Here is a 24,288-nt window from a genome sequence, read left to right as displayed (position 1 = left end):
TAGCTAGGTGTCTGGCTGCTCTTTTTAATTTCAAATATTTAGCAGTTTAACCGGTAAAACAAGTTATAGTTTGATAAAATGATGATGAGTATGGAGGGGAGTGTCAAAATGAGAAAGCGACTATTATTTTTGTTAGCACTAGTTATGACTGTGCTGTTTTGGGGATTGGGGGGCAGTAAAGCCACGGCATCGAGCTACAGTATCGATCGCTATCACATCAACGTTAATGTTGAAAAAAACGGTGATGCAGATGTAACACAACGTATTAAATATCAGTTCGATGGCCTCTATCATGGTGTTTTCCTTAAGCAGGATTACGCTGGTACTGGTGGGATAGCCGGCAAACCTACCGTGACTATTTTAAGCAACGGTGACAAGACGGTTGCCAGTTCACGTAATCCTGGAGCACCCGACACATTTGAGACGTCAACTTTGGGTAAGGTCTATCAAATCAAGGTCTATCACGTGGCCTCTGATGAAAACGTGACGTACACATACAAGTATCGGCTTAGACACGTGGTCGTTAACTGTGCTGATACTGCTGAACTGAACTGGAAAATTATTGGCACGGGTTGGGAGATACCACTGAATCACGTTCAAATCACAGTTCAGCTCCCAGCGAAAAACGTGAAACAGCTGCAGGCTTGGACACACGGTCCGTTAAGCGGTCACACCGAAGTTGATAAAGAGGCTGGTAAGGTGATGATGACCGTTGCCAAAGTACCAGCAAAAACTTTCGTTGAAAGTCACATGGTCTTTCCGACCACGGTCACTTCGGCTAATTCGAGGACTTCTGATAAAAAACGTTTAGCAACCGTTCAAAAACAAGAAGCGAAGCTAGCCAGGCAAGCTAATCTGAAACGGCTTCAGGCGTTGCTGATACCACTTGGTGTGATGGTGGTTTTGCTCGGAATCGGCGTTTTCTATCTGCTAAGCAGATTGCGCTGGTTCAAAAAGCACGTTGGTTCGCCGGTCAAAGAAACACCAAAGGTTCATAACTTTGAAATTCCCAGTTATTCGGCCGTGACCAGTCAAAGTATCTTGACTGAGAGTCAACCAGATGCCAAGGCGTTTACAGCTTGGCTCATGGAATTAGCTGCCAATGGCGAATTGACGATTAAACCTGATAAGGACCATTTTTCGACCACTTACCGGATTACAGAAACGCCCAAGATGAAAGTGGAACATCAAAACGATCCATTATTGGCATTCTTATTTAACACAGTGGGTAAAGGGAATAAGCCTGAGCGCACGTTCACTTTAGGTGAAATTGATGATTATAACCTCAATCATCCTCATTCATTGACGTTGAACCAAAAATTCACGGCTTGGCGAAAGGCGTCTTACGAGAAAACGGATGCACTGGGGCTTTTCAATCATCAGACTGATGATGTTGGAACTAAGGGCTGGCTGCTAATCGTGTTTAGTGTGATTCTTGGCGGCTTCAGTTCCATGGCTGCAATCTTCTTGACACTTCCCGTTTTACGCGTTGCAGGCGTGATCGTAAGTGTTGGCTATATTGTTACCAGTATTGCGGTGGCAATTAAGTACATGCGCCATGTGGCCCACTACAATCAGGCCGGCGAGGACGCAGTCGGTCAAATTCGTAATTTCCGTAGTATGTTGCATGATATTGGGGAATTTGATCGTTCACAAGTTGGTGATTTGATTTTGTGGGAACGGATGCTACCATACGCGGTTGCATTCGGTCTTGCTAAACGGGTGTTGAAGGCAATGGCGGCTAACTTTAGTGCTGCTGAATTAACGCCGTTTTTCCAGAGCTATTACCCAATGTACTTGGATGATCAATACTCGGGTGCTGATTTCAGTACTGCTTTCACATCAACTTTCACCGCGGCTAGTGCCGATACGAGCACTAGTGACAGTTCTGATTTTTCATCAGGCAGCGGTGGCTCCGGTGGCTTCAGCGGTGGTAGTTCAGGAGGCTTTGGTGGCGGTTCCGGTGGCGGTGCGTTTTAAATCAGCAAACCGAAAAGACTTGCACCAAAGTCGAATCTCAACTATGCTAGAGCACAATAATAGTTGAATAGGTGAGATGAATTGAAAAGGATAAAACGGTATCGCTGGGCGTTGCTGACCTTAGCAGTCATTATTATTGCGGGACTGCTGACCCTGCCATGGCAATCCATCATTGTTGTGGCAAACTTCTGGTTTATGCTGGGTTTGGTCTTTTTAATGGGTGCCGCGTTTTTCGTTTTGGAAAAGGGGCATCTATTTGCCGGCTGGCGTAGACGGCGGCGTAAGGGTGAAGAACCTTTGCCCGAAGAAAAGGTACCCGTTCGAGAAGTTGGCCGGCTGAAGAACGCGCCAATCGTAGTGAACAAGTACGCCTGGTTTTGCTTGATCAACGCCATCGGACTGATTGCGTTAGGCATTATTTTGACGGTGTGAGCAGGCGTTACAAAAAGAAGGCTAACCCTTAGTCATGACAACCAAGGGTTAGCCTTCTTTTTGTGGAAATGATTAATTAGAGTGCAAACTTTTCAATGGCGTAAGCGACGCCATCTTCCTCATTGGTTTTAGTAATAAATTGTGCAGCTTCCTTGACCTCATCAATGGCATTACCCATTGCCACACCAGTGCCGGCGTATTTCACCATAGTCAAGTCGTTACCCTGGTCACCCATGGCCATGACTTCATCTGAAGTAAAGCCTAGCTTGGTTGCCAGTTCAGCAATGGCATTACCTTTGCTGGCTTTTTTATTCATGGCTTCAAAGAAGTAAGGTTCGCTTTGAACCACGTAGAAGCGTTCTCTTAATTCCTCTGGAAAGTTCTTAATAAAAGTTGATAGTAATTTTGGATCATCAATGAACATTCCCTTTGAAATTGAAAGATCGTCCGTGATTTCTTCCGGTGTCCTGTACCGAATTGGCATTTGAACCAGAAACGATTCAGCAATCGTGTAGGGGCTGATGTCGCGGTTAGCCGTATAAATGTGGTCGAGCGTTTCCATGTGAAAATGAATTTTAGCTTTACGTGCCACTGTTTCTAAGTCGATATAGTCTTCAAGCGTGATGTTGTGACTAACGATCGGGGTACCGGAAATCGTTTGAGCCAGGCTGCCGTTGAAGGTAACAACGTATTCGTCGTCACCACTAATGTTCAACGGCTTTAAGTATTGGTGCACACCAGTGATTGGCCGGCCAGTGCAAAGGACAACTTTAATGCCCTTTTGACGTGCCTTGGTTACCGTGTCGATTGTGTGCTGTGTCAATTGTTTGCGGTCGTTAACTAACGTACCATCGATATCAATTGCGATAAGTTTGATTGCCATGCGTAAGCTCCTTAATTAATTAAATGATGTAGTCGTTATGCAAATGAGTCTGAAATGCCTTGTAAACAGGGTCGAAAAGTTCAACGTTGCTTTCCTTTGAAGACAGCATTTCCTTCGGGAAGAAGAAACGCTGATCACCGGAGAATTTACCGGTAATCGCACTGACTAACGCACTTACGGTGGAAAGCTCGATGAGCTGGCCATCGGATTGCATCAGTTCGATTTGCGTCATTGGCTTCTTCATCTTAGGGTCGTATGCGTCGTAAGGCAGATCGTAACTATTGTTAGTAGCAGTGTAATAAGTGGAATTGAAACCAGCTTTTTCAATTAATTGCCGTAATTCGGGAATCTTAGCTTGAGTTTGTTCGTCAAACTTGACGGATTTCAGGGGCTTCCGGTCTAAGAAACGGTGCGCCAGATCGGCCAGGATGGGATCGCTAGACTGCCGCCAGTGAGCGAAGTACGTGGTGAGCGTTCCATCATCAAGTAACAGATAATCGTCTAAATCAAATTCATGATTGAAGAAGGGAAACAGCAGGTATGGTGCAGCTGCTTCGTTCTTATTGCTGGCTTTTTCGTAATCTTCCTTAGCCCGCTTCAGTAAGTGGTTCAAGATCACTTCCATCGAACGGGATACCGGGTGAAAATAAATTTGCTGGTACATTTGAAAGCGGCTGACAATGTAATCTTCCACTGCATGCATGCCGCTGATTTCAAAACAAATACCATCTTTGTACGGCCGCATGACCCTTAAGATCCGGGTCAGATCAAAGGTACCGTACTTCGTTCCGGTATGATAAGCGTCACGCAGGAGATAATCCATCCGGTCGGCATCGATTTGACTAGAAATCATTTGAACAACTTGTGGATTAGGGTAAGTTTTTTGAATCACGGATGCAACCTGAACAGGAAACTCAGGACTAACCTGGCGAAGCACCTGATTGACCTCGGTTGTCGGCGACGTGAGGATAGCAACTGTAATGGCTTCGTGATCGGTCTGAAAGATGTGCTCAAAAGTGTGGCTATATGGGCCGTGGCCGATGTCGTGCAGCAGTGCCGCACACAGTGCAACCAGCCGCTCATTATCATCCCAAAGGCCGTCACCTGGCGTCTTGGTTGGATAGTTGCGCTGAAAATTGTCGCAAATCCGCCGAGTAATTTCGTAAACTCCCAGCGAGTGTGTAAACCGGGTATGTTCAGCGCCATGGAAAACTAAGGACGCGGTTCCCAGCTGTTTGATCCGCCGTAACCGCTGAAATTCTTTGGTGTTGATCAAATCTAAAATAATGCGGTGCTGAATGTAGATATAATTATGAACGGGATCGCGAAAAACCTTTTCGCGGGGGAGCCGTTCTGCTTGATATGGCAATGTTGACACTGCCTCCTTTAAAGTTAAATGCCAAGCTGCCGTTTCTGCATCTTGGCGAGTTCCTGATTATAAGTTTGCTGAAATTGCGGTGACCGGGTACTGGTCATCAACGTGGTTAAATCCAGTTGTACCCCCTGTTGCTGATAAGCTGACAGAATGGCACCTTTTACTTCATCAATGGTCAATGGCTGATGAAGTGCATCAGCAATATTGATCATCGTTTGAGGCCAGACTTCTGGGAAGTCTAATTCATTGGGCTGACCAGCTAAGCCGGTATCGTAGAAATCACGCACCATCGAACCGCGAAAGGTTTGGTCGCCTAAAACACTGATGTAAGCCATTATTACCAGTGCTTGAGTACTTCGACGCTGTGAAATACCAGCGAACTTTTGACCATTAACACTAAGATCATAGTCACCTGGACAATAGGAATGCGTGATTTCTCGGCTTTCAATGGGTAAACTTGGGAAGGTCTGCGCAAGGAGCTGTTTCATGAGCTCGTAACCATCATCGACTGATAAATGGTGCGATGAGGTTTGCGGAATGAACAGCGAGACGTTTAGGACGCCGCCATCGCTGACTACCGCCAAGCCACCAGAATTACGAATGAAATAGTCGTAACCGTTACCGGTGACCGTTTTCAACGCGGCCTGTAATTTTGGCAAATGACGGTCCTTTAAACCCAAAATTAAGGTTGGCGGTAACGTCCAAAAATGTAGCAGTGCTTGATCGGTGTCACCGCAGAGATCCAGTAGGGCATTGGTCATGCCAAAAGCCGCCAGTTTACTGTCTCTATTCAATGGCGTATCGATCACTTGCAGAGATGAAAACAAGGTTTGTCTTTTCATAATATCCCTCATTGATTTAAAAACAATTCTTCATTCATTATAACGGAAATCCAGAGCTACGTCACTAATTTTGGACTAGCCCATTATTTCAGCATTAATAAGCTGGCAACTAAGTGTGTTATAGCGGGTATTAGCGGTGCTTTTGGGAGGCACATCAGGACCGAGTTTAATCGTGCAAAATCTCGGATAAAAGCGTTATAATGAACACAGCGTATTAAAAATGGAAAGGAAGGGTTGCAATGGATGACTTGTCAACCAGCATTCCAGTTGGCATTCACTTAACGACTCATACCGTACAGGATGGCCAGTCTTCAGACTATGCCATCGATGTAGAGGGTCAGATCGTGCAAATCGGCGAGACAATTTATTTACGGTATCAGGAACCGGATTCTGACGGTGATGAAGGTAACGTACCAGTCACCATTAAATTTTTGCCTAACGGTGACGTGACGTTAACCCGTAACGGGACTAATCGTTTACGGATGCACTTCAGTGCGGGTAAGCGGATTCGGGCAACGTACCGGACCCCGTATGGCTTAGTACCAGTTGAAACGGTAACGCCGCAATTGCGGGTAGGCTTTCATGAACGGCCGTTTGGCGGTTCAGCATCAATTGACTACCTACTTTATGCTGGTGAACAATTGTTGGGAAATTACGAGATTCGATTGCAATTTACGGTCTAATCTAGTATAGTGGTTCGTAGACTGTGGAAGGGACGTGCACCAGTTTGGAATTAAAAGTCTTAGAAGGCCAAAATAAAAACGAATTATCGATGATTGAAGTAGCTCACGCCATTTTGTCTGAACGTGGGGATGCCATGTCGTTTGTTGACTTAGCCAATGAGGTACAGGCATACCTGGGCGACTCGGATAAGGAAATTCGCGAGCGGCTTTCTCAATTCTATACTGATTTGAACATTGATGGCAGTTTCATTTCGTTAGGTGATAACGTCTGGGGTTTACGAACCTGGTATCCCTTCGAATCAATCGATGAAGCTACTGTCGGTGCAGAAGAAGATGAGGAGCATCCGAAGACGAAGAAGCACAAGAAGGTTAATGCTTTCTTAGCTGATTCAGCTGACGATGATGATGTCATTGATTACGACGATGATGATCCTGAAGATCAAGACGACGTTGATGTAGATGATGACGATCTTGATGCTGATTACGACGAAGATGACGATGATGACACCGACGATGATACTAAAGAACTTGGTAAGTACAAGAAAGATTTAGCTGATATCGACGATGGCGATGATGATGACGATGACGACAGCATGCCAGATGGCATTGAAGGTCAGTTATCAGAATTTAATGAAGATGATGATGACTTCGGCGATGACGACGAGGAATCAAGTAAATAGTTTCAGAACTCAGCTATGATGGCTGAGTTTTTTTGTCCCTTCGTTTTGGCCTTCCACCATTCTATGATAATTTAAATGAGGCTAGGGCTTGACGGAAAAGTGACAACTTGTTATTATGTTTTTTGGGCACCTTACGAGGAATCGCAAGGTCAACGTTCGGAATAACCGCTCCCTATTCGTTATGAATAGGGAGCTTTTTATTGGTTTACGATTGTTTTTCCCTAAACTAATCTATGAGGAGTTATACAATGACCAAATATATTTTTGTAACTGGCGGTGTGGTTTCTTCACTTGGTAAAGGAATTGTTGCAGCATCTCTTGGACGCTTGCTTAAGAACCGTGGGTTAAAAGTGACCATTCAAAAATTTGATCCTTACATTAACGTCGATCCTGGGACTATGAGTCCATATCAACACGGTGAAGTTTTCGTTACCAATGACGGGACTGAAACTGATTTGGATCTTGGTCACTATGAACGGTTCATTGACAATGACCTCAACAAGTATTCTAACGTCACGACTGGTAAGATTTATTCAGAAGTCCTTGAAAAAGAGCGCCATGGCGATTATCTCGGTGCAACTGTTCAAGTGATTCCGCACATTACTGGTATGATCAAAGAAAAGATTATGCGTGCAGGGAAGACGCTGAAAGCGGATATCGTGATCACTGAAATTGGTGGTACTGTAGGCGATATTGAATCACAGCCATTTCTAGAGGCCATTCGGCAAATGAAGGCCGAAGTTGGCGATGAGAACGTCGTTTATATTCATACCACACTGATTCCATACTTACGTGCTGCTGGTGAAATGAAAACTAAACCAACGCAACACAGTGTTCGTGAACTAAGAGGGCTGGGAATCCAGCCTAACATCTTAGTTGTCAGAACTGAAAAACCAATCACTGAGTCAATGCGTAACAAAATCGCCTTGTTCTGTGATGTTAAACCAGAAGCTGTGGTTGAATCTATGGATGTCGATACGATTTATGAAGTACCGCTGCGTTTGCAAAAACAAGGCATGGATCAGCTTGTTCTTGACCATCTTGGTGTGAAGGCACCCGTTTCTGATATGAGCGAATGGTCAGCGATGATCAATAAGATCAATCATTTAAAGAAGACTATCACGATTGCTTTAGTCGGTAAATACGTCAGTCTTCAGGATGCTTACATCTCAGTTGCGGAAGCTTTGAAGCACGCCGGCTATCCGCTGGATGCTAAGGTTGATCTGCAGCTGATCGATGCGGAAAAGGTGACACCGGAAAACGTGGCTGAAACCTTAAGGGGTGCTGATGGTTTACTGGTTCCTGGCGGCTTCGGTGACCGTGGTATTGAAGGGATGATTACTGCCATTCAGTATGCCCGTGAAAACAACCTGCCGTTTTTAGGTATCTGCTTAGGAATGCAAATGGCAAGCGTTGAATTTGCGCGTCATGTGCTGGGATATAAGGATGCCAATTCGACTGAGATGGATCCTAATACCACGCACAAGATCATCGATTTAATGGCTGATCAAACGGATGTGGAAGATATGGGCGGCACCCAGCGGCTGGGAGCATATCCATGCAAGCTAAAGCCTGGTACAGTGGCAGCGGCAGCGTACGATAATCAAGCTGAAATTTCTGAACGCCACCGTCACCGCTACGAATTCAATAACGCTTATCGTGATGAAATGAGTAAGCAGGGCTTAGTCTTTTCTGGTACTTCTCCTGATGATCACTTGGTTGAAGTCATCGAATTACCAACTAACAAATTCTTCGTGGCAGCGCAATATCACCCAGAATTTCTTTCTCGTCCTAACCGGCCAGAAGGATTATTCAAGGCATTTGTAGCCGCTGCTAATCACCAACATGACGAAAAGTAAGTAAAACAATTAGAAAGCCGCGTGGTCATTATGGTCACGTGGCTTTTTTATCGCGATAGGCAGTATTTTCAAGCTGTGTTAAAACTTCAAATATTACAATTTAACAGAATCGACGTTAAACTATTGTATTTTAACTGTTCATTATTTATGATTAGTTAAGACTGCTTCACGCACGACTTTATAGTAGAGGAAAATTACGTCATGAAAAAAATGATAATCCACGGTGGACAGCGCCTGTCAGGCAGCGTCAACATCGGTGGCGCTAAAAATAGCACGGTCGCACTAATACCAGCGGCAATCCTGGCAGATACACCAGTTAAATTTGATATGGTACCAGATATTTTAGATGTTCATAATCTGATGCTGATTTTAGAGTCGATGAACGTGCACTCCAGATTTGAAGATGGCGTATTGACGATTGATCCCACTGAAATCGTGGAGGCGCCAATGCCTAGTAAAGCAATCAAAAGCTTGCGCGCTTCCTATTACTTTATGGGAGCCCTACTTGGCCGCTTTGGTCGTGCCACGCTGACGTTCCCTGGCGGAGACAACATTGGACCGCGGCCAATCGATCAACACATTAAGGCTTTTAAGGCACTGGGTGCAGAGGTCGAGGATGATCATGGAACAGTTCGCATTACTACGGGTAATAAGGGACTGCACGGTGCCCGAATTTTCTTGGACGTGGTTTCCGTTGGTGCCACGATCAATACCATTTTGGCAGCTGTTAAGGCAAGTGGATTGACCACTATTGAAAACGCTGCTAAGGAGCCGGAGATTATTGATATTGCAACCTTTTTGAACAACATGGGCGCTCATGTCCGTGGTGCCGGAACGGATGTTATTCGTATCGAAGGGGTTCCTGTTTTGCGAGCAACGAACGTGCACACCATTATTCCTGATCGAATCGAGGCGGGGACTTATTTAGCCATGGCTGCAGCCATGGGTGACGGTGTGGAGATTCACAACATCATTCCAGAACATTTAGAATCGTTTACTGCCAAGTTGATTGAAATGGGCGTCGACCTGCAGATTGGTGAAGATTCCGCCTATGTGGGACCATCTAACCAGCTAAAAGCGATTCAGGTTAAAACGATGCCGTTCCCAGGTTTTGCGACTGACCTTCAGCAGCCGATTACGCCGTTGTTATTAAAGGCGAAGGGTTCCAGTGTTATCGTGGATACCATTTATCCTCAACGATTGAAGCACGTGCCGGAGTTGAAAAAGATGGGTGCGAAGATTCGCCCTGAAAAAGACATGATTGTAGTGGATCACACTGATCGTCTAACTGGTGCAACTGTAGATGCAGGCGAGATACGTGCCGGGGCCTCACTAATGATTGCAGCCTTGATGGCTGAAGGCACCACCACGATTACCAGCGCTGATAATATTTTACGCGGATACGGCAGTATTGTTGATAAGCTGACATCGCTGAATGCGGACGTTAAAATCGAAGATAGTGATCGAGTGGAAGAATTATAAGAGTTGACTTGAATTAGGGCTATTCTTATGATATTCTATTTAGGTTGACGATAACAATCAATCTCTGTTTCAGTATATGATTCAGGGCAAAGGAGCGAAACAATTATGAAAAAAGGAATTCATCCAGATTACCACCAAGTGGTATTCCAAGATTCAAGTACCGGTTACAAGTTTTTGTCAGGTTCAACTGCAACTTCTGAAGAAACAATCGATTGGGAAGATGGCAACACTTATCCATTGATTCGTGTTGAAATTTCTTCTGACTCACATCCTTTCTACACTGGTAAGCAAAAGTTTGCCCAAGCAGATGGTGCTGTGGATCGTTTCAACAAGAAGTACGGTTTAAAAAACGACTAAAGTTAATCAGTGAGTCACTTACGCCAATGGTGTGGGTGGCTTTTTGTTTGTCTGAATATGCTAAAAAGCACCACGCCCATTTACTCGGGCGTGGTGCTTTGCTTTTTAGATTGACTAAACGTGCTCAGGCAAGCAGAGAGCTGCATGTAAGCCGACTAATCCATAAATCCAAGATCGGGATTTTTGAATTAGTCAGCTTACACTCCGCTCCCTAAACGCTTGCCTTCGCACTCTAATTTTTCAAATGTTTCCTTCTCAAACTAGCGGTATTATGCCACACTAGCAGGAAGTTTAACAGAACTAAAATTGATGTGGAAATGAAGACGCCAGCGTAATCGAAGACCGTTGACACCATTGAACCGATCATTGGTCCCAGCACGCTGCCCACCGCTTGGAAAGATTGATTCCAGCTGAAGACCCGGCCAGTCACTTCTGGTGGTGTATTCTTTGATAGAATGGTTTGCACGGCTGGCAGCATGGTGGCGTTTGAAATTCCAATCAGGAATCTTAAAAACATCAGCTGCCAGACGTTGGTGACGAAGGCCATTGGCAGGTAGACTAAAATGGCGAAGACAAAGCCGATTGATAAGATCAATTCAGTGCCCATCTTATCGCCTAACCGGCCCAACTGAGGTGCCGCAAAGAGCGTCGCAACCCCGGGAATAGCTGCAACAATACCACTAAACAGTGTGATTGCAGATCCCCTGGGCATGATCTCTCTGACATACAGTGACAGGATGGGTGAAATGGACATGTTGGAAGCCTGGATGATCAGGGTGGTAATAAACATCCCCAAAATTAATTTAGGATGATTGATGACTCCCAGCACTTGTTTGCTGGACAGCATGTTTTCCTTCTTGACGGGAGTAAATGATTCAGTGACGAAGAAATAACTGACGAAGAAAACGGATAGCAGGAGTGCGCCCGTAATGAAGAAAGTGACCCGATAAGAAAAGATTTCTGCTAGAACACCACCGACGAGGGGACCAAATAGCGATCCAGCCACGTAGCCGGTTGATAAGGTGCCCAGAGCTTGACCGCTTTTACTTTTCGGTGCTTGTGTTGCCATTAAAGCGTTAGCGTTACTGATATAGCCCGAGAAAATCCCCTGAATAAATCGCAAAGCCATTAGTTGCCAAACACTGGTGACAGCACCCATCAGGCCCATCACAAGCGCCATTCCAAGTGACGCTCGTAACAGCATCAGTTTCCGTCCCTTACGATCGGCTAGCCGGCCCCACATTGGACTCGCTACAGCGGTAACTAAGTAAGTTGCTGAAAAGGTAATGCCGGAATAGAGATTAAGTTGATCCTTCGTAAAATTACCTAGCGTATCCACATACAGGGATAAGAATGGCATGATTTCGCTAAATGCAAGTCCGGCCATAAAAGTACCAAACCACAGGACGAATAAGTTGCGGCGCCAGACGGGGCGTTTGGGTTTGGTGGCAGCGGGTTCTGGTTCAGTCAATGAATATCAATCTTCTTTCTTTTAAAAAATCCTTCAAGCGAGTAAAATATAGCAGTAATATAAAGAGTAGCACGTTTTTTGTAGATAACCAAGGTATACCAATAGCGTGTTAAATGTATTGGACCGCTTCCATAAGCGATTCAGTAGGGATTGTGGGGAGATCAAATGAAAAATAGAGGACGTAGCCAATTTACAAAATGGCTGTATCGAATTGGTTTAGTAGTGCTGTTGCTGATTTCTTTGGGACTGATTTTTAACCAGCAAATCAAAAATTACATGGTGAGTTCGTATCAACCGAAGATTACGGCTAAGTCGGCTGCCAATAACGATCAGAAAAAGGCTAATTTCAACTTTAAAAACGCAAAGTCACTGAATTTCTCGACCGTGGCAAGAGCCCGGATGAATTCCCAGAAAATTTTACCGGTGGGACAAATATTAGTACCAAAGTCTGATGTTCATTTGCCAATTGCTAAAGGGGTTGCTAACACGACCTTGGCACTGGCTGCCGGTACGATGAGGCCCGATCAGAAGATGGGTCACGGTAACTACCCGCTGGCGGGACATCACATGGTTCGTAAAGATATTCTTTTTTCACCGCTGTATTTTAAGACTCGGGTTGGGGACACCATCTATACAACGGACATGAAAAAGGTTTATACGTTTAAGGTTTATCAGCGGGAATTCATCGATGCAACGCGAGTTGATGTGGTGAACCAAACCAAATCTAACATCATTACGCTGATCACCTGTGATGCAACCGGTGCCCGTCGTTTGATGATTCGTGGCAGGCTAACACAGACTGCTAAGTACTCAGATACACCGGTAAAGGTCCAAAGAGAATTTGCTGCTAAATTTAATAATAAATAGCATAAAAGCCGCATTATCAGTCAAAACTGGCTGGTAACGCGGCTTTTATTTACTGCTGGTTAATGCGCTTTAATTTTATCCAGCCAAGCTGGCAAAGCGGATTGCAACACTTGGTAGGTGTATTCGAATCGGTGGGTATACCAGGGATCCGGAATCTCTTGGCCCCGCTTATCGGGCAGAATATCCAAACAAAGATGAATTTTAGGCCGATCTTCGGGTGGTGCCATTTGATTAAGGTTAAACATGTTTTGACTGTCCATGGTAATGATGTAGTCAGCCCAGTCAAAATCCTGGCGAGTAATTGGTCGGGAATGCATATAGCTGTAGTCCAGTCCGTGAGCAGCCATAACTTTTCGGGCACCAGGGTGGGGCTGATGACCTTCTTCCTCACTGCTGGTAGCACATGAGTCTACCTGAATTTGATCCTGTAGCCCAGCTTTGGCAACGAGGTCCTTAAAAATGGCTTCGGCCATAGGTGACCGGCAGATGTTACCTAAACAGACAAAAAGTACGTTGGTCATGATGGAAACCCCTTTTAGTTATTTCCCTCATGTTATGGGATAATCGTTGGCACGTCAAGGGTGACCAATTCACCTAATAATTTTAATCAGATTAAACGTTTAACGTCCTTTTCAGTGTTGTTTCGTAGTACAATAAAAGTGTCTATAATGTGAGAGAGTGTGGGAAAAGTGATGCAAGGGAATTTTATCTATATCAACTGGGAACAGGTGAATAACCTCGTTATTTCGTATGGGATTACTTCGGCTGATTTTGTGAATGGGATGCCGGATGTGCCGCAGCGAATCGTACTGATCGATGGTAAACTTGAGGGCAATCAGGTTAACGGCCATACCCGTTTTCAAACGGTAACTGGTCAAAATTCAGTGCGTGAATTTTTGTTATCAAGAACGGATTCACCGAAAATGTGGCTGGATTATCATGAAAGCGATGACCTTGATTTAATGATGCCCAGCGAGATTGCAGAGCTGTTATACATGGCGCATATGGGGACTCACTATCACCTTCCACTCTATTCAAAATTGCAAAACGCATACGCTTATCTAGGTACTAACTCAGGTTTTGTGAAAGTTTACTACCGGAAAATGGAGACGTTTGAGCATATTTTGGATATTTCATTGAAGCGTCACCTGCGCCTGCTGCATAGCAATCGTTGGATGATGTTTAACCGACCATTTTCAGTTAGCGATGTGCCCGATGAAATTATTCAAAAAGTACAGGCAGCTTTTTCCGAAGGGTTAGTTTTTGCTTTTGATCAAGCAGTAGAACGGCGCCGGCGATACTTAATTCCCTTGCGGCTTCAAGAACATCCGGAACGTCAAAATTGGTGGCGTGATCGAATGGATGTGTATGAGACCACTCGGCAGGTTGGTACACTCAGCTATGATGTTGAAAAAAAGCACTGGGGCATCGATATTACTGATGAAGCCCCGTTTTCAGAAAATGAAATGGATCTATAAGCGGAGTCAGTCGAGCTATCAGCTTGATGTGCCCCCGCTTTTTGGTGGGTAGTCGTGGTATAATAGTAGCCGACGTGTAACAAAAACGAAACAAAATAGGAGATTATTTTCAATGAAGATGCAACTTGGTGAAATCGCCAGTGCGATTTCTGCTCAAAATGATACCAGTGCCTGGAACGAAATAGAGGTTTCTAGTGTCGCATTTGATAGTCGTCATCTCTCTTCAGGAGCACTGTTTGTACCCTTAGAAGGGGAACGTGACGGCCATGAATTCGTTCAAAATGCGATCAAAAATGGTGCGGTAGCCACGCTCTGGAAAGCAGATCATGGTGATGCACCTGCTGATTTACCAGTGCTGGTGGTTGAAGATCCATTGACTGCCTTACAAGCGCTTAGTCAGCACTATTTGTTAAAAATCAACCCTAAGGTGGTTGCGGTGACTGGTTCGAACGGGAAGACGACAACTAAAGATATGGTGGCCGCCATTCTGTCCAGCCAATTTAACGTGACTAAAACGATGGATAATTTCAACAATGAGATTGGGGTGCCTGTTACTATTTTGTCAATGGAACCAAATACTGAGGTTTTGGTCATTGAAATGGGCATGGATCGGCCTGGGCAGCTGGATTTTCTCAGTCGTTTAGTGGAACCCGACGTTGCAATTATTACGATGATTGGCGAAGCCCATATTGAATTCTTTGGGACTCGGGATAAGATTGCCGATGCTAAGATGGAAATTACGCATGGCTTGAAAGACGACGGGACGTTTATTTATGACGGTGACGAACCACTGCTGGTTGAACGTGCTAAAAAAGTGTCACAGCGAAAGCAGACGTTTGGTCGTCAAAAAACCGATGGTATGTATGCGTTAAACGTCAAAGGAACGGACACCCAAACCAGTTTTACAGCTAGTGAGTGGCCGGATCAGGAAATGACCGTACCGATGATTGGTGATTATAATGTTAATAATGCTTTAGCGGCGTTAAGTGTTGCTAAACTGTACCGTATCTCGCCCCAGGCTTCTGCTGAAGCGTTCACGCACCTTAATTTAACTGAGAACCGTGCGGAATGGGTCGATGGCAGCGCGGGCGAACGAATTTTAAGCGACGTTTATAATTCTAATCCTACCGCGGTTAAAGAAGTCATGGCAGCCTTTTCTAAGGTTGCAACCGATGGTGAGCGCCGTGTTGTACTAGGCGATATGCTGGAATTAGGCGAGCAGTCTGATAGTTTGCACGCAGGTTTAGCATCTGCGATAGATCCTAATTTTGTGCAGGACGTTTATCTGGTTGGTCCGCATATGAAAGCTTTATATGAAGCTTTGCAGAGTAAGCTTGCAGTAGCTCATCTTCACTTGTACACCACGGATGAACAGGCCAAGTTAATCACTCAACTAAAAAAGGATATCAACTCAACTGATATTGTGTTGATCAAGGGCAGTCATGGCATTCATTTAGAAAATGTTTTAACTGCGCTACAATAGCTTAGACAACCGTTCCGCAACACAAAAGGGGGCGGTTGTTTTCAATCGCTGAGATAATAGTTGTTGCTTTTATCAGTAGCGTGATGTATGATACTCTAGTTGTATTTTTTTAGAACTCGCATTATTTAATCGGGGGATACGACGCACCATACGAGACGGATTTCTCATAGTCGTATTCCCTTTGTAAAAGCCTATTAGGAGGACATTTATTTGAAGTTTTCAGAACTCGGGTTATCAAAACCTTTACTCAAGGCCGTTGAACGAAACGGTTACGAGGAAGCAACCCCCATTCAAGCAGAAACCATTCCAATGGTATTGGAAGGTAAAGACGTTATTGGACAAGCACAAACAGGGACTGGGAAGACAGCTGCCTTCGCGTTACCTATTTTGCAAAACATTGATCGGGACGATCCTAACATTCAAGCGCTGGTCATTTCACCAACTCGTGAATTGGCAATTCAGACTCAGGAACAAATTTTCCAACTGGGTCATGAAGAGCACGCGAAGGTTCAGGTTGTCTACGGTGGTGCTGATATCCGTCGTCAAATTAACAGCTTGAAGAATCATCCCCAAGTCTTAGTCGGAACACCTGGCCGTCTGCTGGATCATATGAACCGCCGGACGGTGAAGTTAGATCACATTAAGATGCTGGTCTTAGATGAAGCCGATGAGATGTTAAACATGGGATTCTTAGATGATATTGAATCTATTATCAAGGCAACGCCAGACGAGCGGCAAACAATGCTGTTCTCGGCTACTATGCCACCAGAGATCAAACGTGTCGGTGTGCAGTTCATGCACGAACCGCACCACGTAAAGATCAAAGCAAAAGAATTAACGACTGACTTAATTGAACAATACTATGTTCGTGCTAAAGACTACGAAAAGTTTGATGTCATGACCCGGATGTTCGATGTTCAAGCGCCTGATTTGAGTATCGTCTTTACTCGAACTAAGCGTCGGGTAGATGAGATTACCCGTGGACTTGAAGCCCGTGGTTATAACGCTGCTGGAATCCATGGTGATTTGACTCAAAAGAGCCGTTCACAGATTTTGAACCGGTTTAAGCATGGTAAACTTGATATCCTTGTAGCGACCGATGTTGCTGCTCGTGGGATCGATGTTGAAGATGTTACCCATGTCTTTAACTACGATATTCCTCAAGACCCAGATAGTTACGTGCACCGTGTCGGCCGTACTGGCCGTGCCGGGCACCATGGTGTGTCATTAACCTTCGTTACACCAAACGAAATGGATTACCTGCGTGAAATTGAGAAGTTGACTAAAGTGCGGATGCTGCCATTGAAGCCGCCTTCGGAAGCCGAAGCCTTCAACGGACAGTTAAGCAATGCTGAAGAAACGGTCAAGAATCTGGTTGAAAAGACCGATACCGAAAAGTATGCAGACGTGGCCTCAAAGTTGCTTGATCAGTACGAAGCCGTTGATTTAGTTGCTGCACTGTTAAACGACTTAACCAAGGATAATTCAAACCAAGTTCCGGTTAAGATTACACCAGAACGACCATTACCTCGCCACAAGGGTGGCGGCGGTAACCGGAATTATCGTGGCGGTCATGGCGGCGGCCATGGTCGTGGCGGCAACGGCCGGCATTATGGTAAGAGCAATGATAACCACCGTCGCTATGGTTCTAACAAGGATCATCGTGATCATGGTGGCAGTCGTGACCGTCGTAAGAGTAGTAATGGCGGTAACAAACATGGCTTTACAATCCGTAAAAAAGACTAATTTTAATGTAATCAAGATCCTTCAGTCTGTGAGCTGAAGGATCTTTTTTTCTGCCATTTTCTAAATTATTGATTAAAAATCAGCGAGTGAAAATGCATCAACCAAGCGTGAGTAGGTATCATGTTACGTCCTGACCGAGTGTGGTAAAATTAAAATTATGAAATCAGTATGAAAGTGAGGCCTAGGCTTGATATACGGAATTGGAGTCGATATTGAAGAAATTGGCCGTATCTGTGATGTACCGGATCAGGAACGATTCGTAAAAAAAGTGTTAACACCAAACGAAATTGCAGTTTATAAAACCTTAAATGAAAGGCGGGCCGCAGAATTTTTGGCAGGTCGCTGGTCTGCTAAAGAAGCCTATAGTAAGGCCTATGGAACTGGTATTGGTCAGTCGGTTTCGTTTCAAAACGTGGAAATTTTAGATGATCGGACTGGTAAACCAGAGCTCGTTAAACACCCATTTAACGGAAAAGGGTTTGTTTCCATATCGCATACTCGTGAACTAGTGATGACACAAGTCCTGTTAGAAGGAGATTCGGTAAAATGACAATTGGGATTCATCGGCCGACTCAGCTGATTATTGATCAGTCGGCTATTTATCATAATATTGCAAAGGAGAAATCTCGGCTGAAACCCGGCGTTGAGCTTTTTCAGGTTGTCAAAGCAAACGGCTACGGTCACGGCCTTACTCAAGTAGCGAGGACTGCGGAGAAGGCAGGTGCAACTGGTTTTTGTGTTGCCATTTTAGATGAAGCACTAACGCTGCGAGAGGCTGGCTTCAACCAGCCTGTTTTAGTGTTAGGGATCACTGATCCGAAGTATGCAGATTTAATGGCCAGTAATCATATTGCTGCTACGGTGGGTGCCATTGACTGGTTAAAGGCAGCTGACAGTTATTTGACTGATAATCATCAGCTGGCTGTTCATATTGCACTGGATACGGGAATGGGCCGAATTGGTTTCCAGCATCCAGAAGAATTAGGTAAAGCGGTTCAGTATCTTGCTCAAAAAAACAGCTTTAATTTTGAAGGGATCTTTACCCATTTTTCTAAGGCTGATGCTGTGGATACCGATTATTTCCAGCTTCAGATTAATCGCTGGAAAGCTTTTATGGCAGTTCTGCCGACGCGGCCAAAATACGTTCACGTTTCGAATTCGGCAACTAGCCTTTGGCATGATGTCTGCAACGGCAACATGATTCGTTTTGGGGTAGCTGCTTACGGGCTGAACCCTTCAGGCGGTGAATTGACGCCACCGTTTACGCTAAAGCCCGCCATGAGCTTAAAAACTGAGATGGTGTTTGTAAAAGAATTGCCCAAGGGATATTCTGTAAGCTATGGTGCGACGTACACCGCAAAGGAAGACGAATGGGTGGCCACACTGCCAATCGGCTATGCTGACGGGTATGAACGACGGTTACAAGGGTTTCATGTGCTGGTTAACGGTGAGTTTTGTGAAATTATTGGCCGGGTCTGCATGGATCAGCTAATGATTCGGTTACCCCACGAGTATCCGGTTGGAACAGCGGTAACCTTGGTAGGTGAAGATCATGGTCAAAGCATCAGTTTGCAAGATGTAGCTGACTACTGTGATACGATCCACTATGAAATTGCCTGCGGTTTTACCCAGCGTTTAAAGCGAACTTATATTAATTAGAGCTAAAAAGAGCCTTTTACCTGACCAAACCCGGGCAAGGGGTTCTTTTTTATTGACGGCAATGGTAAAATTATAAGAATAAGTAACGGATAAAAGAAATCTATCACGAAAAGTTATAGCGCGAACGCGATGATGATTTGAATTTTGCTTACTAAGGAAACATCAAGCCACCCAGTTAGCTTTATTTGGAGGATCACCAACTGGCAGTGGCACGAGAACAGGGGATGAAGAGATGGCAAATGATGTGATCAAACGGGGCGATATCTATTATGCCGATTTATCGCCCGTAGTTGGATCGGAACAGGGCGGAGTCAGACCAGTGCTGATTGTCCAAAATAACATTGGTAATCATTACAGCCCAACTGTGATTGTAGCTGCCATTACGGCCCGAATTTCAAAGCCTAAAATGCCAACGCACGTGCCAATTAAAGCTCATCATACGGGAATTGAAAAAGACTCGGTGATTTTGTTGGAGCAGATTCGAACAATTGATAAACAGCGATTGAAGGATCATGTGGCACAGTTAGATGAAGGGACCATGCATCAAGTGGATCATGCGTTAGAGGTCAGCATTGGTCTTAATAAGAAGAGTGACTATAAGCAGCATAAGCGAGCTTAATTTTGTAAACTTACATAGGACAAGAGTGCAACATAACTCGTTAAATTCCTGAATTTAACACAAATAAGACCGATTCCGGAGATTCATGACGGAGTCGGTCTTATTTGTGTTATAAAGTATCTGGAATTCAACAGGCAGCGATCAGTTGCTGCCCCGGTTTGGTCTGAAGTTAACTGAATGATGTTTCGAACTAAATCTCGTGGTTCAAATTTTCAATTTCTGGTACCTTAAAGTCTTTTCGTTCCAAGGCACGCACTATCCGATCAAGCCTTGGCTTATCAACATCAGCTGGCAGGGTGAACATGATACGGTGGACTAATTCACCATCACGGGCATCAAGACTGATCACGCTGGCGATACTGGTGTATTTTGTAATGATTTTGGCGATCCCAACCAAATCACCACGGGTGCCTGGTGACACAACCGTTAATACATAGGAACCGATATTGACGTTCCAAGATTGAGAAAGCATGTCCATGAGTCGGGTATGGGTCAAGATACCATAGAATTTATTTTCTGCATCAAGTACGGCGATATATGGGAGATCTTTAATTGAGAAAAAAACGTTGAAGAACGCGGCGTCGATTTTAATAAACTTGGTTGCGTTTTTTAATAAAGTCGTGACTGGTAATTGCATATCGCCACCACGTGATTTATGCCGGTAGATATGCATTTTATATATGTTACCCCGGAAAATTGTCCCGGTTTCATCTAAAATTGGAACACAGCGATAACCGGAATCTTCAAGTATCTTAAGAGCTTCTTCTAAAGTGACGTTTTCCTGAACGGTCACCAGTCGCTCTTTAGGCTTGATTAAGGATTTCAACAACATTGGGTGTAACCTCCTAATAATTAGAACTCTCTAATAAACTAAAAATATCATACCATAAAACTCACATTAGGAACAACTTGAATGGCGGTTTATTAGGAAAAAATCACTAGTAATCAAATTAAAATACACGGAAAACTTCTTGGTCATTTAAATAAAAAAGCTCGGTCATCAGTAATTAACTGATGAACCAAGCTAGTGAGAATTAGTTAATGTTTAATAGATAACAACTGCTGTATGCAATGGTACTGCAGCGTAAACCTTACCAACAACGGATGGTGGCGTATTGACACAGCCGTGTGAACCGTGAGTTAAGTACCAATTACCACCATAACGCGGTTGCCATGGTGAGTCATGAATACCAACTCCGGTATTATCAATTGGCATCCAGTATTTTACCGGTGATGCATAGTTAGAGCCATCGTCATTCTTGCCACGTAACACAGCGTTCCGCTGCTTACTCCAAACATCCCAGACACCTGAAGGGGTAGTCCCGGAAACCGGTTTACCGGTAACGACTGCGGTTGAAATGATCACTTTCCCATTCTTATGAACCCACATATGCTGTTCAGGCTTAGAAACCTCAATGTAGGTACTGCCAAGATCGGAGCCATCCTTATGATAGCCAGTTCCTTGGATGACAGGCGTCCGTGTAACGGGTTTGCCTGCTAAAACGGCCTTTGAAAGGATCGGTGTTTCTGCGGTAACTTTAATACTCCAGCCGTACAAGCCAGCAGGAACTTTATAGGTTCTTCCGTCATGCGCTTTAAAATGACGGGTTTTATGAATCGTACCGTACTGGTGGCTCAGTTTAATCAAATACTTCTCAACCTTTGCGTTTGAGGTGGTAATCTTACCCTTCTTAGTTGTTAGCCAACTAGCGATCTCTTCACTAGGGACCCGTACCGAATGATTGGTGATCCGGTAAGTGATCCGGTTTTTAGCCAATTTTTCGGCTTGATTCTTAGCATTAACCAGTGATTTGCTGTTAGCCAATACAGTTGGTTTCACGTAAGCGTGCGCTAAGTTAATGGTTGATTGATGATTTTCAATGGCATTAGCCAGTGCTGCCTTAACTGATGCTTGAGAAACTTCAGTGCCGTAAACTGGTTTTTGAATGGTAAATTGATGCCCTTTATAAACTAGTTTAGCATTATGAGTTGCAGTACGCTCACTGCCGGCAGTTTGCACAATTCTATTAGCTAAGATCGTTAAATCTGAATCATCCATTGCACTGGCACTCAGCCGTTGATCATCTGCTGAAGCGTTAATGGCATGTACTGGCCAGCTATATGAATTTTGCTTGGCAATCATTTGCTTAAGCTGGGTAGCTGAATAGGCTTTGACGCCAGCTTCACGAGATGAGAACTGTGCCAAGGTCTTTGAGTGCTCCTTAACTGTATAAGTTTGATTAGAAAGCTTGGCTTTTAAAGTCTGAGCTGCTTGGTCAGCAGTCTGACCGCCAACCTGAATACCACCAATTTGGGTGTCGCTCAAAAAGTGGCTATTATAATGGGCCGTTCGCCAGCCGTAACCGATTCCAAGAATTGCAATTACAGCTAAGCCCGCGGAGACCCAACGTGAACGATGTGTCATGTTCTGATCCTCCTTATGGTCACCTATAAGGATAAAGCATAATCAGCCAAAACTCAATTTATCTTCACCGAAAAAGGCACCTCTAAATTAGAGGTGCCAACCTTGATATACCGTAGTTTTGCGGAATATCAATTAATTGAGGGCAGCTAAGCCGTCTTTTGTAATTTTCTTTAAAGTTTCAGCGGATTTCTGCATCTTAGCTTTTTCGCTGTCACTAAGTGGGACTTCAATAACGCCACCTAAACCGCTAGCATTAATGATTGCTGGCGTACCAATGAAAATGTCATCCAAGCCATATTCGCCATTTAAGGAAGCGCCAACTGGCAAGATGGCGTTTTCGTCACGCAGGATTGCTTTCGTAATTCGCATGAGGGAAGTGGCAACACCGTAATAAGTTGCACCCTTGGTATTGATGATTTCGTATGCTTTGTGCATAGTTTCGTCTTCAATTTTATCCAGGTCTTCAGCAGTTACGCCATTTTCTTTGGCAACCTGCCGAAGCGGCTTTGAACCAATGGTGGCTTCATCATAGGCAGCAAATTCAGTATCACCATGTTCACCCATAATGTAAGCGTCAACGCTGCGAGGATCCAAGTTCAATTTCTTGCCCAATGCTACACGCAGGCGGGAAGTATCCAGTGAAGTTCCGGAACCAATGACGCGGTTCTTTGGGAAGCCAGAGAACTTCCAGGTTGCGTAAGTTAGAATATCAACTGGGTTGGCAGCAACCAAGAAGATACCGTTGAAGCCAGAATCAACGATGGGTTTAACAATAGTGCTTAAAATCTTCAGGTTTTTGTTAACCAAGTCTAACCGGGTTTCACCAGGCTTTTGTGGTGCACCGGCAGTGATGACCACGAGGTCTGCGTCCGCTGCGTCACTGTATTCACCAGAACGAACTGACTTTGGTGCGGTAAACGCTTGTGCATCTTCAAGATCCAGTGCATCTCCGTGTGTTCGGTCTTTAATAACATCGACAATGACTAATTCTTCTGCTAACCCTTGTTGCATTAAGGCAAACGCGTAAGATGAACCTACGGCACCGTCACCAACGAGGACAACTTTTTGATGTAATTTTGACAATATACCCACCTCTTCCAAAATATTTAAACCTTATAGCATAGTTTATCATGAAATAAAATCGTTTACTACCTATACAAATATGAAATAAAGGCTTTCATTTTTAACTTTTTAATTGTCCGGTTTTTAAACGTCTTATTTGAGCAAAATGCACTTTTAATAGAGCAAGTTCATATGCATAAGCCCGTGACGTATGCTATACTTTGTCTTGATATTGAGCAAAAATTTCGTAAGAATTTTTTACGCTGAACGGTTGGAACTACCGTTCAGCTATTTTGCATGTTTTAATGTAAAAAATGAAAGAATTAGGGAGCGGATTTAAAGATGAAGATGATCGTTGGGCTTGGAAATATTGGCCCGCAGTACAAGCAGACGCGGCACAATACCGGGTTTATGGTTGTGGAGCAGTTTGCACAAAAAGCAGGCCTTCAGTTTACCAGCCGCAAGATGGAAGCCAAGCTGGCTACCGGTCAAGTGAACGGTGAAAAGGTCATGCTGGTTGAGCCCACCACGTTTATGAATGAATCTGGCCGGGCGGTCGGTGCTCTAATGCGGTTTTACAAGCTGGACATTGATGATTTGATCGTGGTGCATGACGATATGGACATGCCGTTGGGTAAGATTCGGATTCGGCCAAAGGGTTCTGCCGGTGGTCATAACGGTATTAAAAGCATTATTGCCGCTTTGGGTACTACTGAATTTAACCGGATCAAGGTAGGAATTCAGCATCCTCAAAAGACTACGGTGGTAAATTACGTTCTTGGTAAATTCACTGAAGAACAGCGGGCAACCTTTAACATTGCCGCAGATCACGCGGTATCAGCACTGTTTGACTGGGTTGATGGTAAAACGATCCCAGATTTGGAGAACCAATATAATTAAGGAGT

23 protein-coding genes are annotated in these 24,288 nt (G+C 44.4%); 15 read left to right on the top strand and 8 right to left on the bottom strand.

Annotated features, from left to right (window positions below; genetic code table 11):
* The first annotated feature begins 108 nt into the window (after positions 1-108).
* Both JUE95_RS10410 and JUE95_RS10405 read left to right on the top strand, forming a co-directional pair.
* On the top strand, positions 109-1,980 hold the full coding sequence (locus JUE95_RS10410; protein ID WP_203651346.1) for a DUF2207 domain-containing protein: 1,872 nt from the start codon (positions 109-111) through the stop codon (positions 1,978-1,980).
* Between the two features lie 81 nt (positions 1,981-2,061).
* On the top strand, positions 2,062-2,412 hold the full coding sequence (locus tag JUE95_RS10405) for a DUF3899 domain-containing protein (protein WP_203651344.1): 351 nt from the start codon (positions 2,062-2,064) through the stop codon (positions 2,410-2,412).
* A 76-nt stretch (positions 2,413-2,488) separates the two neighbouring features.
* Here JUE95_RS10405 and yidA read toward each other — a convergent pair whose 3' ends face one another.
* Genes yidA through JUE95_RS10390 form a run of 3 tightly spaced genes read right to left on the bottom strand, consistent with a single transcriptional unit; the run spans position 2,489 to position 5,512 of the window.
* Entirely contained in the window at positions 2,489-3,295 is an 807-nt protein-coding gene (gene yidA / locus JUE95_RS10400; RefSeq protein WP_203651343.1) for a sugar-phosphatase, read from the bottom strand.
* A gap of 19 nt (positions 3,296-3,314) precedes the next feature.
* The gene (locus JUE95_RS10395) at positions 3,315-4,664 is read right to left on the bottom strand and encodes an HD domain-containing protein (RefSeq protein WP_203651342.1); all 1,350 of its coding nucleotides are present in this window, start codon (positions 4,662-4,664) and stop codon (positions 3,315-3,317) included.
* Positions 4,665-4,687: 23 nt separating this feature from the next.
* Positions 4,688-5,512 (bottom strand): lipoyl protein ligase domain-containing protein, encoded by an 825-nt coding sequence (locus JUE95_RS10390; protein WP_203651341.1) that lies wholly within the window; start codon positions 5,510-5,512, stop codon positions 4,688-4,690.
* A 239-nt stretch (positions 5,513-5,751) separates the two neighbouring features.
* On the opposite strand from JUE95_RS10390, the gene JUE95_RS10385 reads away from it, so the two are divergent.
* The 5 genes from JUE95_RS10385 to JUE95_RS10365 all read left to right on the top strand — a co-directional run bounded on the left by JUE95_RS10385 (position 5,752) and on the right by JUE95_RS10365 (position 10,573).
* Positions 5,752-6,195 (top strand): YwiB family protein, encoded by a 444-nt coding sequence (locus JUE95_RS10385; protein ID WP_203651340.1) that lies wholly within the window; start codon positions 5,752-5,754, stop codon positions 6,193-6,195.
* Positions 6,196-6,239: 44 nt separating this feature from the next.
* Positions 6,240-6,875: a DNA-directed RNA polymerase subunit delta gene (gene rpoE / locus JUE95_RS10380; protein WP_203651338.1), complete on the top strand. Its 636-nt coding sequence runs from the start codon at positions 6,240-6,242 to the stop codon at positions 6,873-6,875.
* A gap of 248 nt (positions 6,876-7,123) precedes the next feature.
* The gene (pyrG, locus tag JUE95_RS10375) at positions 7,124-8,734 is read left to right on the top strand and encodes a CTP synthase (RefSeq protein ID WP_203651336.1); all 1,611 of its coding nucleotides are present in this window, start codon (positions 7,124-7,126) and stop codon (positions 8,732-8,734) included.
* Between the two features lie 201 nt (positions 8,735-8,935).
* Complete coding sequence (murA, locus tag JUE95_RS10370; protein WP_203651328.1) at positions 8,936-10,216, top strand: UDP-N-acetylglucosamine 1-carboxyvinyltransferase; 1,281 nt, start codon at positions 8,936-8,938, stop codon at positions 10,214-10,216.
* Positions 10,217-10,321: 105 nt separating this feature from the next.
* Entirely contained in the window at positions 10,322-10,573 is a 252-nt protein-coding gene (locus JUE95_RS10365; RefSeq protein WP_089089485.1) for a type B 50S ribosomal protein L31, read from the top strand.
* Positions 10,574-10,805: 232 nt separating this feature from the next.
* Here the strand turns inward: JUE95_RS10365 and JUE95_RS10360 are convergent, their stop codons facing one another.
* Complete coding sequence (locus JUE95_RS10360; RefSeq protein ID WP_203651325.1) at positions 10,806-12,044, bottom strand: multidrug efflux MFS transporter; 1,239 nt, start codon at positions 12,042-12,044, stop codon at positions 10,806-10,808.
* Between the two features lie 165 nt (positions 12,045-12,209).
* On the opposite strand from JUE95_RS10360, the gene JUE95_RS10355 reads away from it, so the two are divergent.
* On the top strand, positions 12,210-12,911 hold the full coding sequence (locus tag JUE95_RS10355; protein ID WP_203651324.1) for a class A sortase: 702 nt from the start codon (positions 12,210-12,212) through the stop codon (positions 12,909-12,911).
* A 59-nt stretch (positions 12,912-12,970) separates the two neighbouring features.
* Here JUE95_RS10355 and JUE95_RS10350 read toward each other — a convergent pair whose 3' ends face one another.
* Positions 12,971-13,432, bottom strand: coding sequence for a low molecular weight protein-tyrosine-phosphatase (locus JUE95_RS10350; RefSeq protein ID WP_203651323.1), 462 nt, complete (start codon positions 13,430-13,432; stop codon positions 12,971-12,973).
* Between the two features lie 168 nt (positions 13,433-13,600).
* On the opposite strand from JUE95_RS10350, the gene JUE95_RS10345 reads away from it, so the two are divergent.
* The 6 genes from JUE95_RS10345 (at position 13,601) to JUE95_RS10320 (ending at position 19,896) form a co-directional block, all read left to right on the top strand.
* Positions 13,601-14,389 (top strand): hypothetical protein, encoded by a 789-nt coding sequence (locus JUE95_RS10345; RefSeq protein ID WP_203651321.1) that lies wholly within the window; start codon positions 13,601-13,603, stop codon positions 14,387-14,389.
* Between the two features lie 112 nt (positions 14,390-14,501).
* Positions 14,502-15,872, top strand: coding sequence for a UDP-N-acetylmuramoyl-tripeptide--D-alanyl-D-alanine ligase (locus JUE95_RS10340; protein WP_203651319.1), 1,371 nt, complete (start codon positions 14,502-14,504; stop codon positions 15,870-15,872).
* Positions 15,873-16,082: 210 nt separating this feature from the next.
* Positions 16,083-17,618, top strand: coding sequence for a degradosome RNA helicase CshA (gene cshA / locus JUE95_RS10335; protein WP_203651318.1), 1,536 nt, complete (start codon positions 16,083-16,085; stop codon positions 17,616-17,618).
* Positions 17,619-17,805: 187 nt separating this feature from the next.
* Positions 17,806-18,168, top strand: coding sequence for a holo-ACP synthase (gene acpS / locus JUE95_RS10330; protein WP_203651317.1), 363 nt, complete (start codon positions 17,806-17,808; stop codon positions 18,166-18,168).
* Positions 18,165-19,277: an alanine racemase gene (gene alr, locus JUE95_RS10325; RefSeq protein WP_203651316.1), complete on the top strand. Its 1,113-nt coding sequence runs from the start codon at positions 18,165-18,167 to the stop codon at positions 19,275-19,277. Before acpS ends, alr begins: the two co-directional genes overlap by 4 nt.
* 232 nt (positions 19,278-19,509) lie before the next feature.
* Positions 19,510-19,896, top strand: coding sequence for a type II toxin-antitoxin system PemK/MazF family toxin (locus JUE95_RS10320; protein WP_203651315.1), 387 nt, complete (start codon positions 19,510-19,512; stop codon positions 19,894-19,896).
* A 190-nt stretch (positions 19,897-20,086) separates the two neighbouring features.
* On the opposite strand, the gene cbpA is transcribed toward JUE95_RS10320, so the two are convergent.
* The 3 genes from cbpA to JUE95_RS10305 all read right to left on the bottom strand — a co-directional run bounded on the left by cbpA (position 20,087) and on the right by JUE95_RS10305 (position 23,407).
* Positions 20,087-20,728: a cyclic di-AMP binding protein CbpA gene (gene cbpA / locus JUE95_RS10315; protein ID WP_203651314.1), complete on the bottom strand. Its 642-nt coding sequence runs from the start codon at positions 20,726-20,728 to the stop codon at positions 20,087-20,089.
* A gap of 213 nt (positions 20,729-20,941) precedes the next feature.
* Positions 20,942-22,321 carry a L,D-transpeptidase family protein gene (locus JUE95_RS10310; RefSeq protein WP_203651313.1) on the bottom strand — a complete coding sequence of 460 codons (1,380 nt, stop codon included), beginning with the start codon at positions 22,319-22,321 and terminating at the stop codon, positions 20,942-20,944.
* 132 nt (positions 22,322-22,453) lie between these two features.
* Complete coding sequence (locus JUE95_RS10305) at positions 22,454-23,407, bottom strand: L-lactate dehydrogenase (protein WP_373305687.1); 954 nt, start codon at positions 23,405-23,407, stop codon at positions 22,454-22,456.
* Between the two features lie 318 nt (positions 23,408-23,725).
* On the opposite strand from JUE95_RS10305, the gene pth reads away from it, so the two are divergent.
* Positions 23,726-24,283, top strand: coding sequence for an aminoacyl-tRNA hydrolase (pth, locus tag JUE95_RS10300; protein WP_203651305.1), 558 nt, complete (start codon positions 23,726-23,728; stop codon positions 24,281-24,283).
* Positions 24,284-24,288: the final 5 nt, after the last annotated feature.

The sequence above is a fragment of the Secundilactobacillus yichangensis genome, assembly GCF_016861565.1.
Taxonomy (GTDB): Bacteria; Bacillota; Bacilli; order Lactobacillales; family Lactobacillaceae; genus Secundilactobacillus; species Secundilactobacillus yichangensis.
Note: the sequence above shows the minus strand (reverse complement) of the source record. Positions and strands in the feature narration are given on the sequence as shown.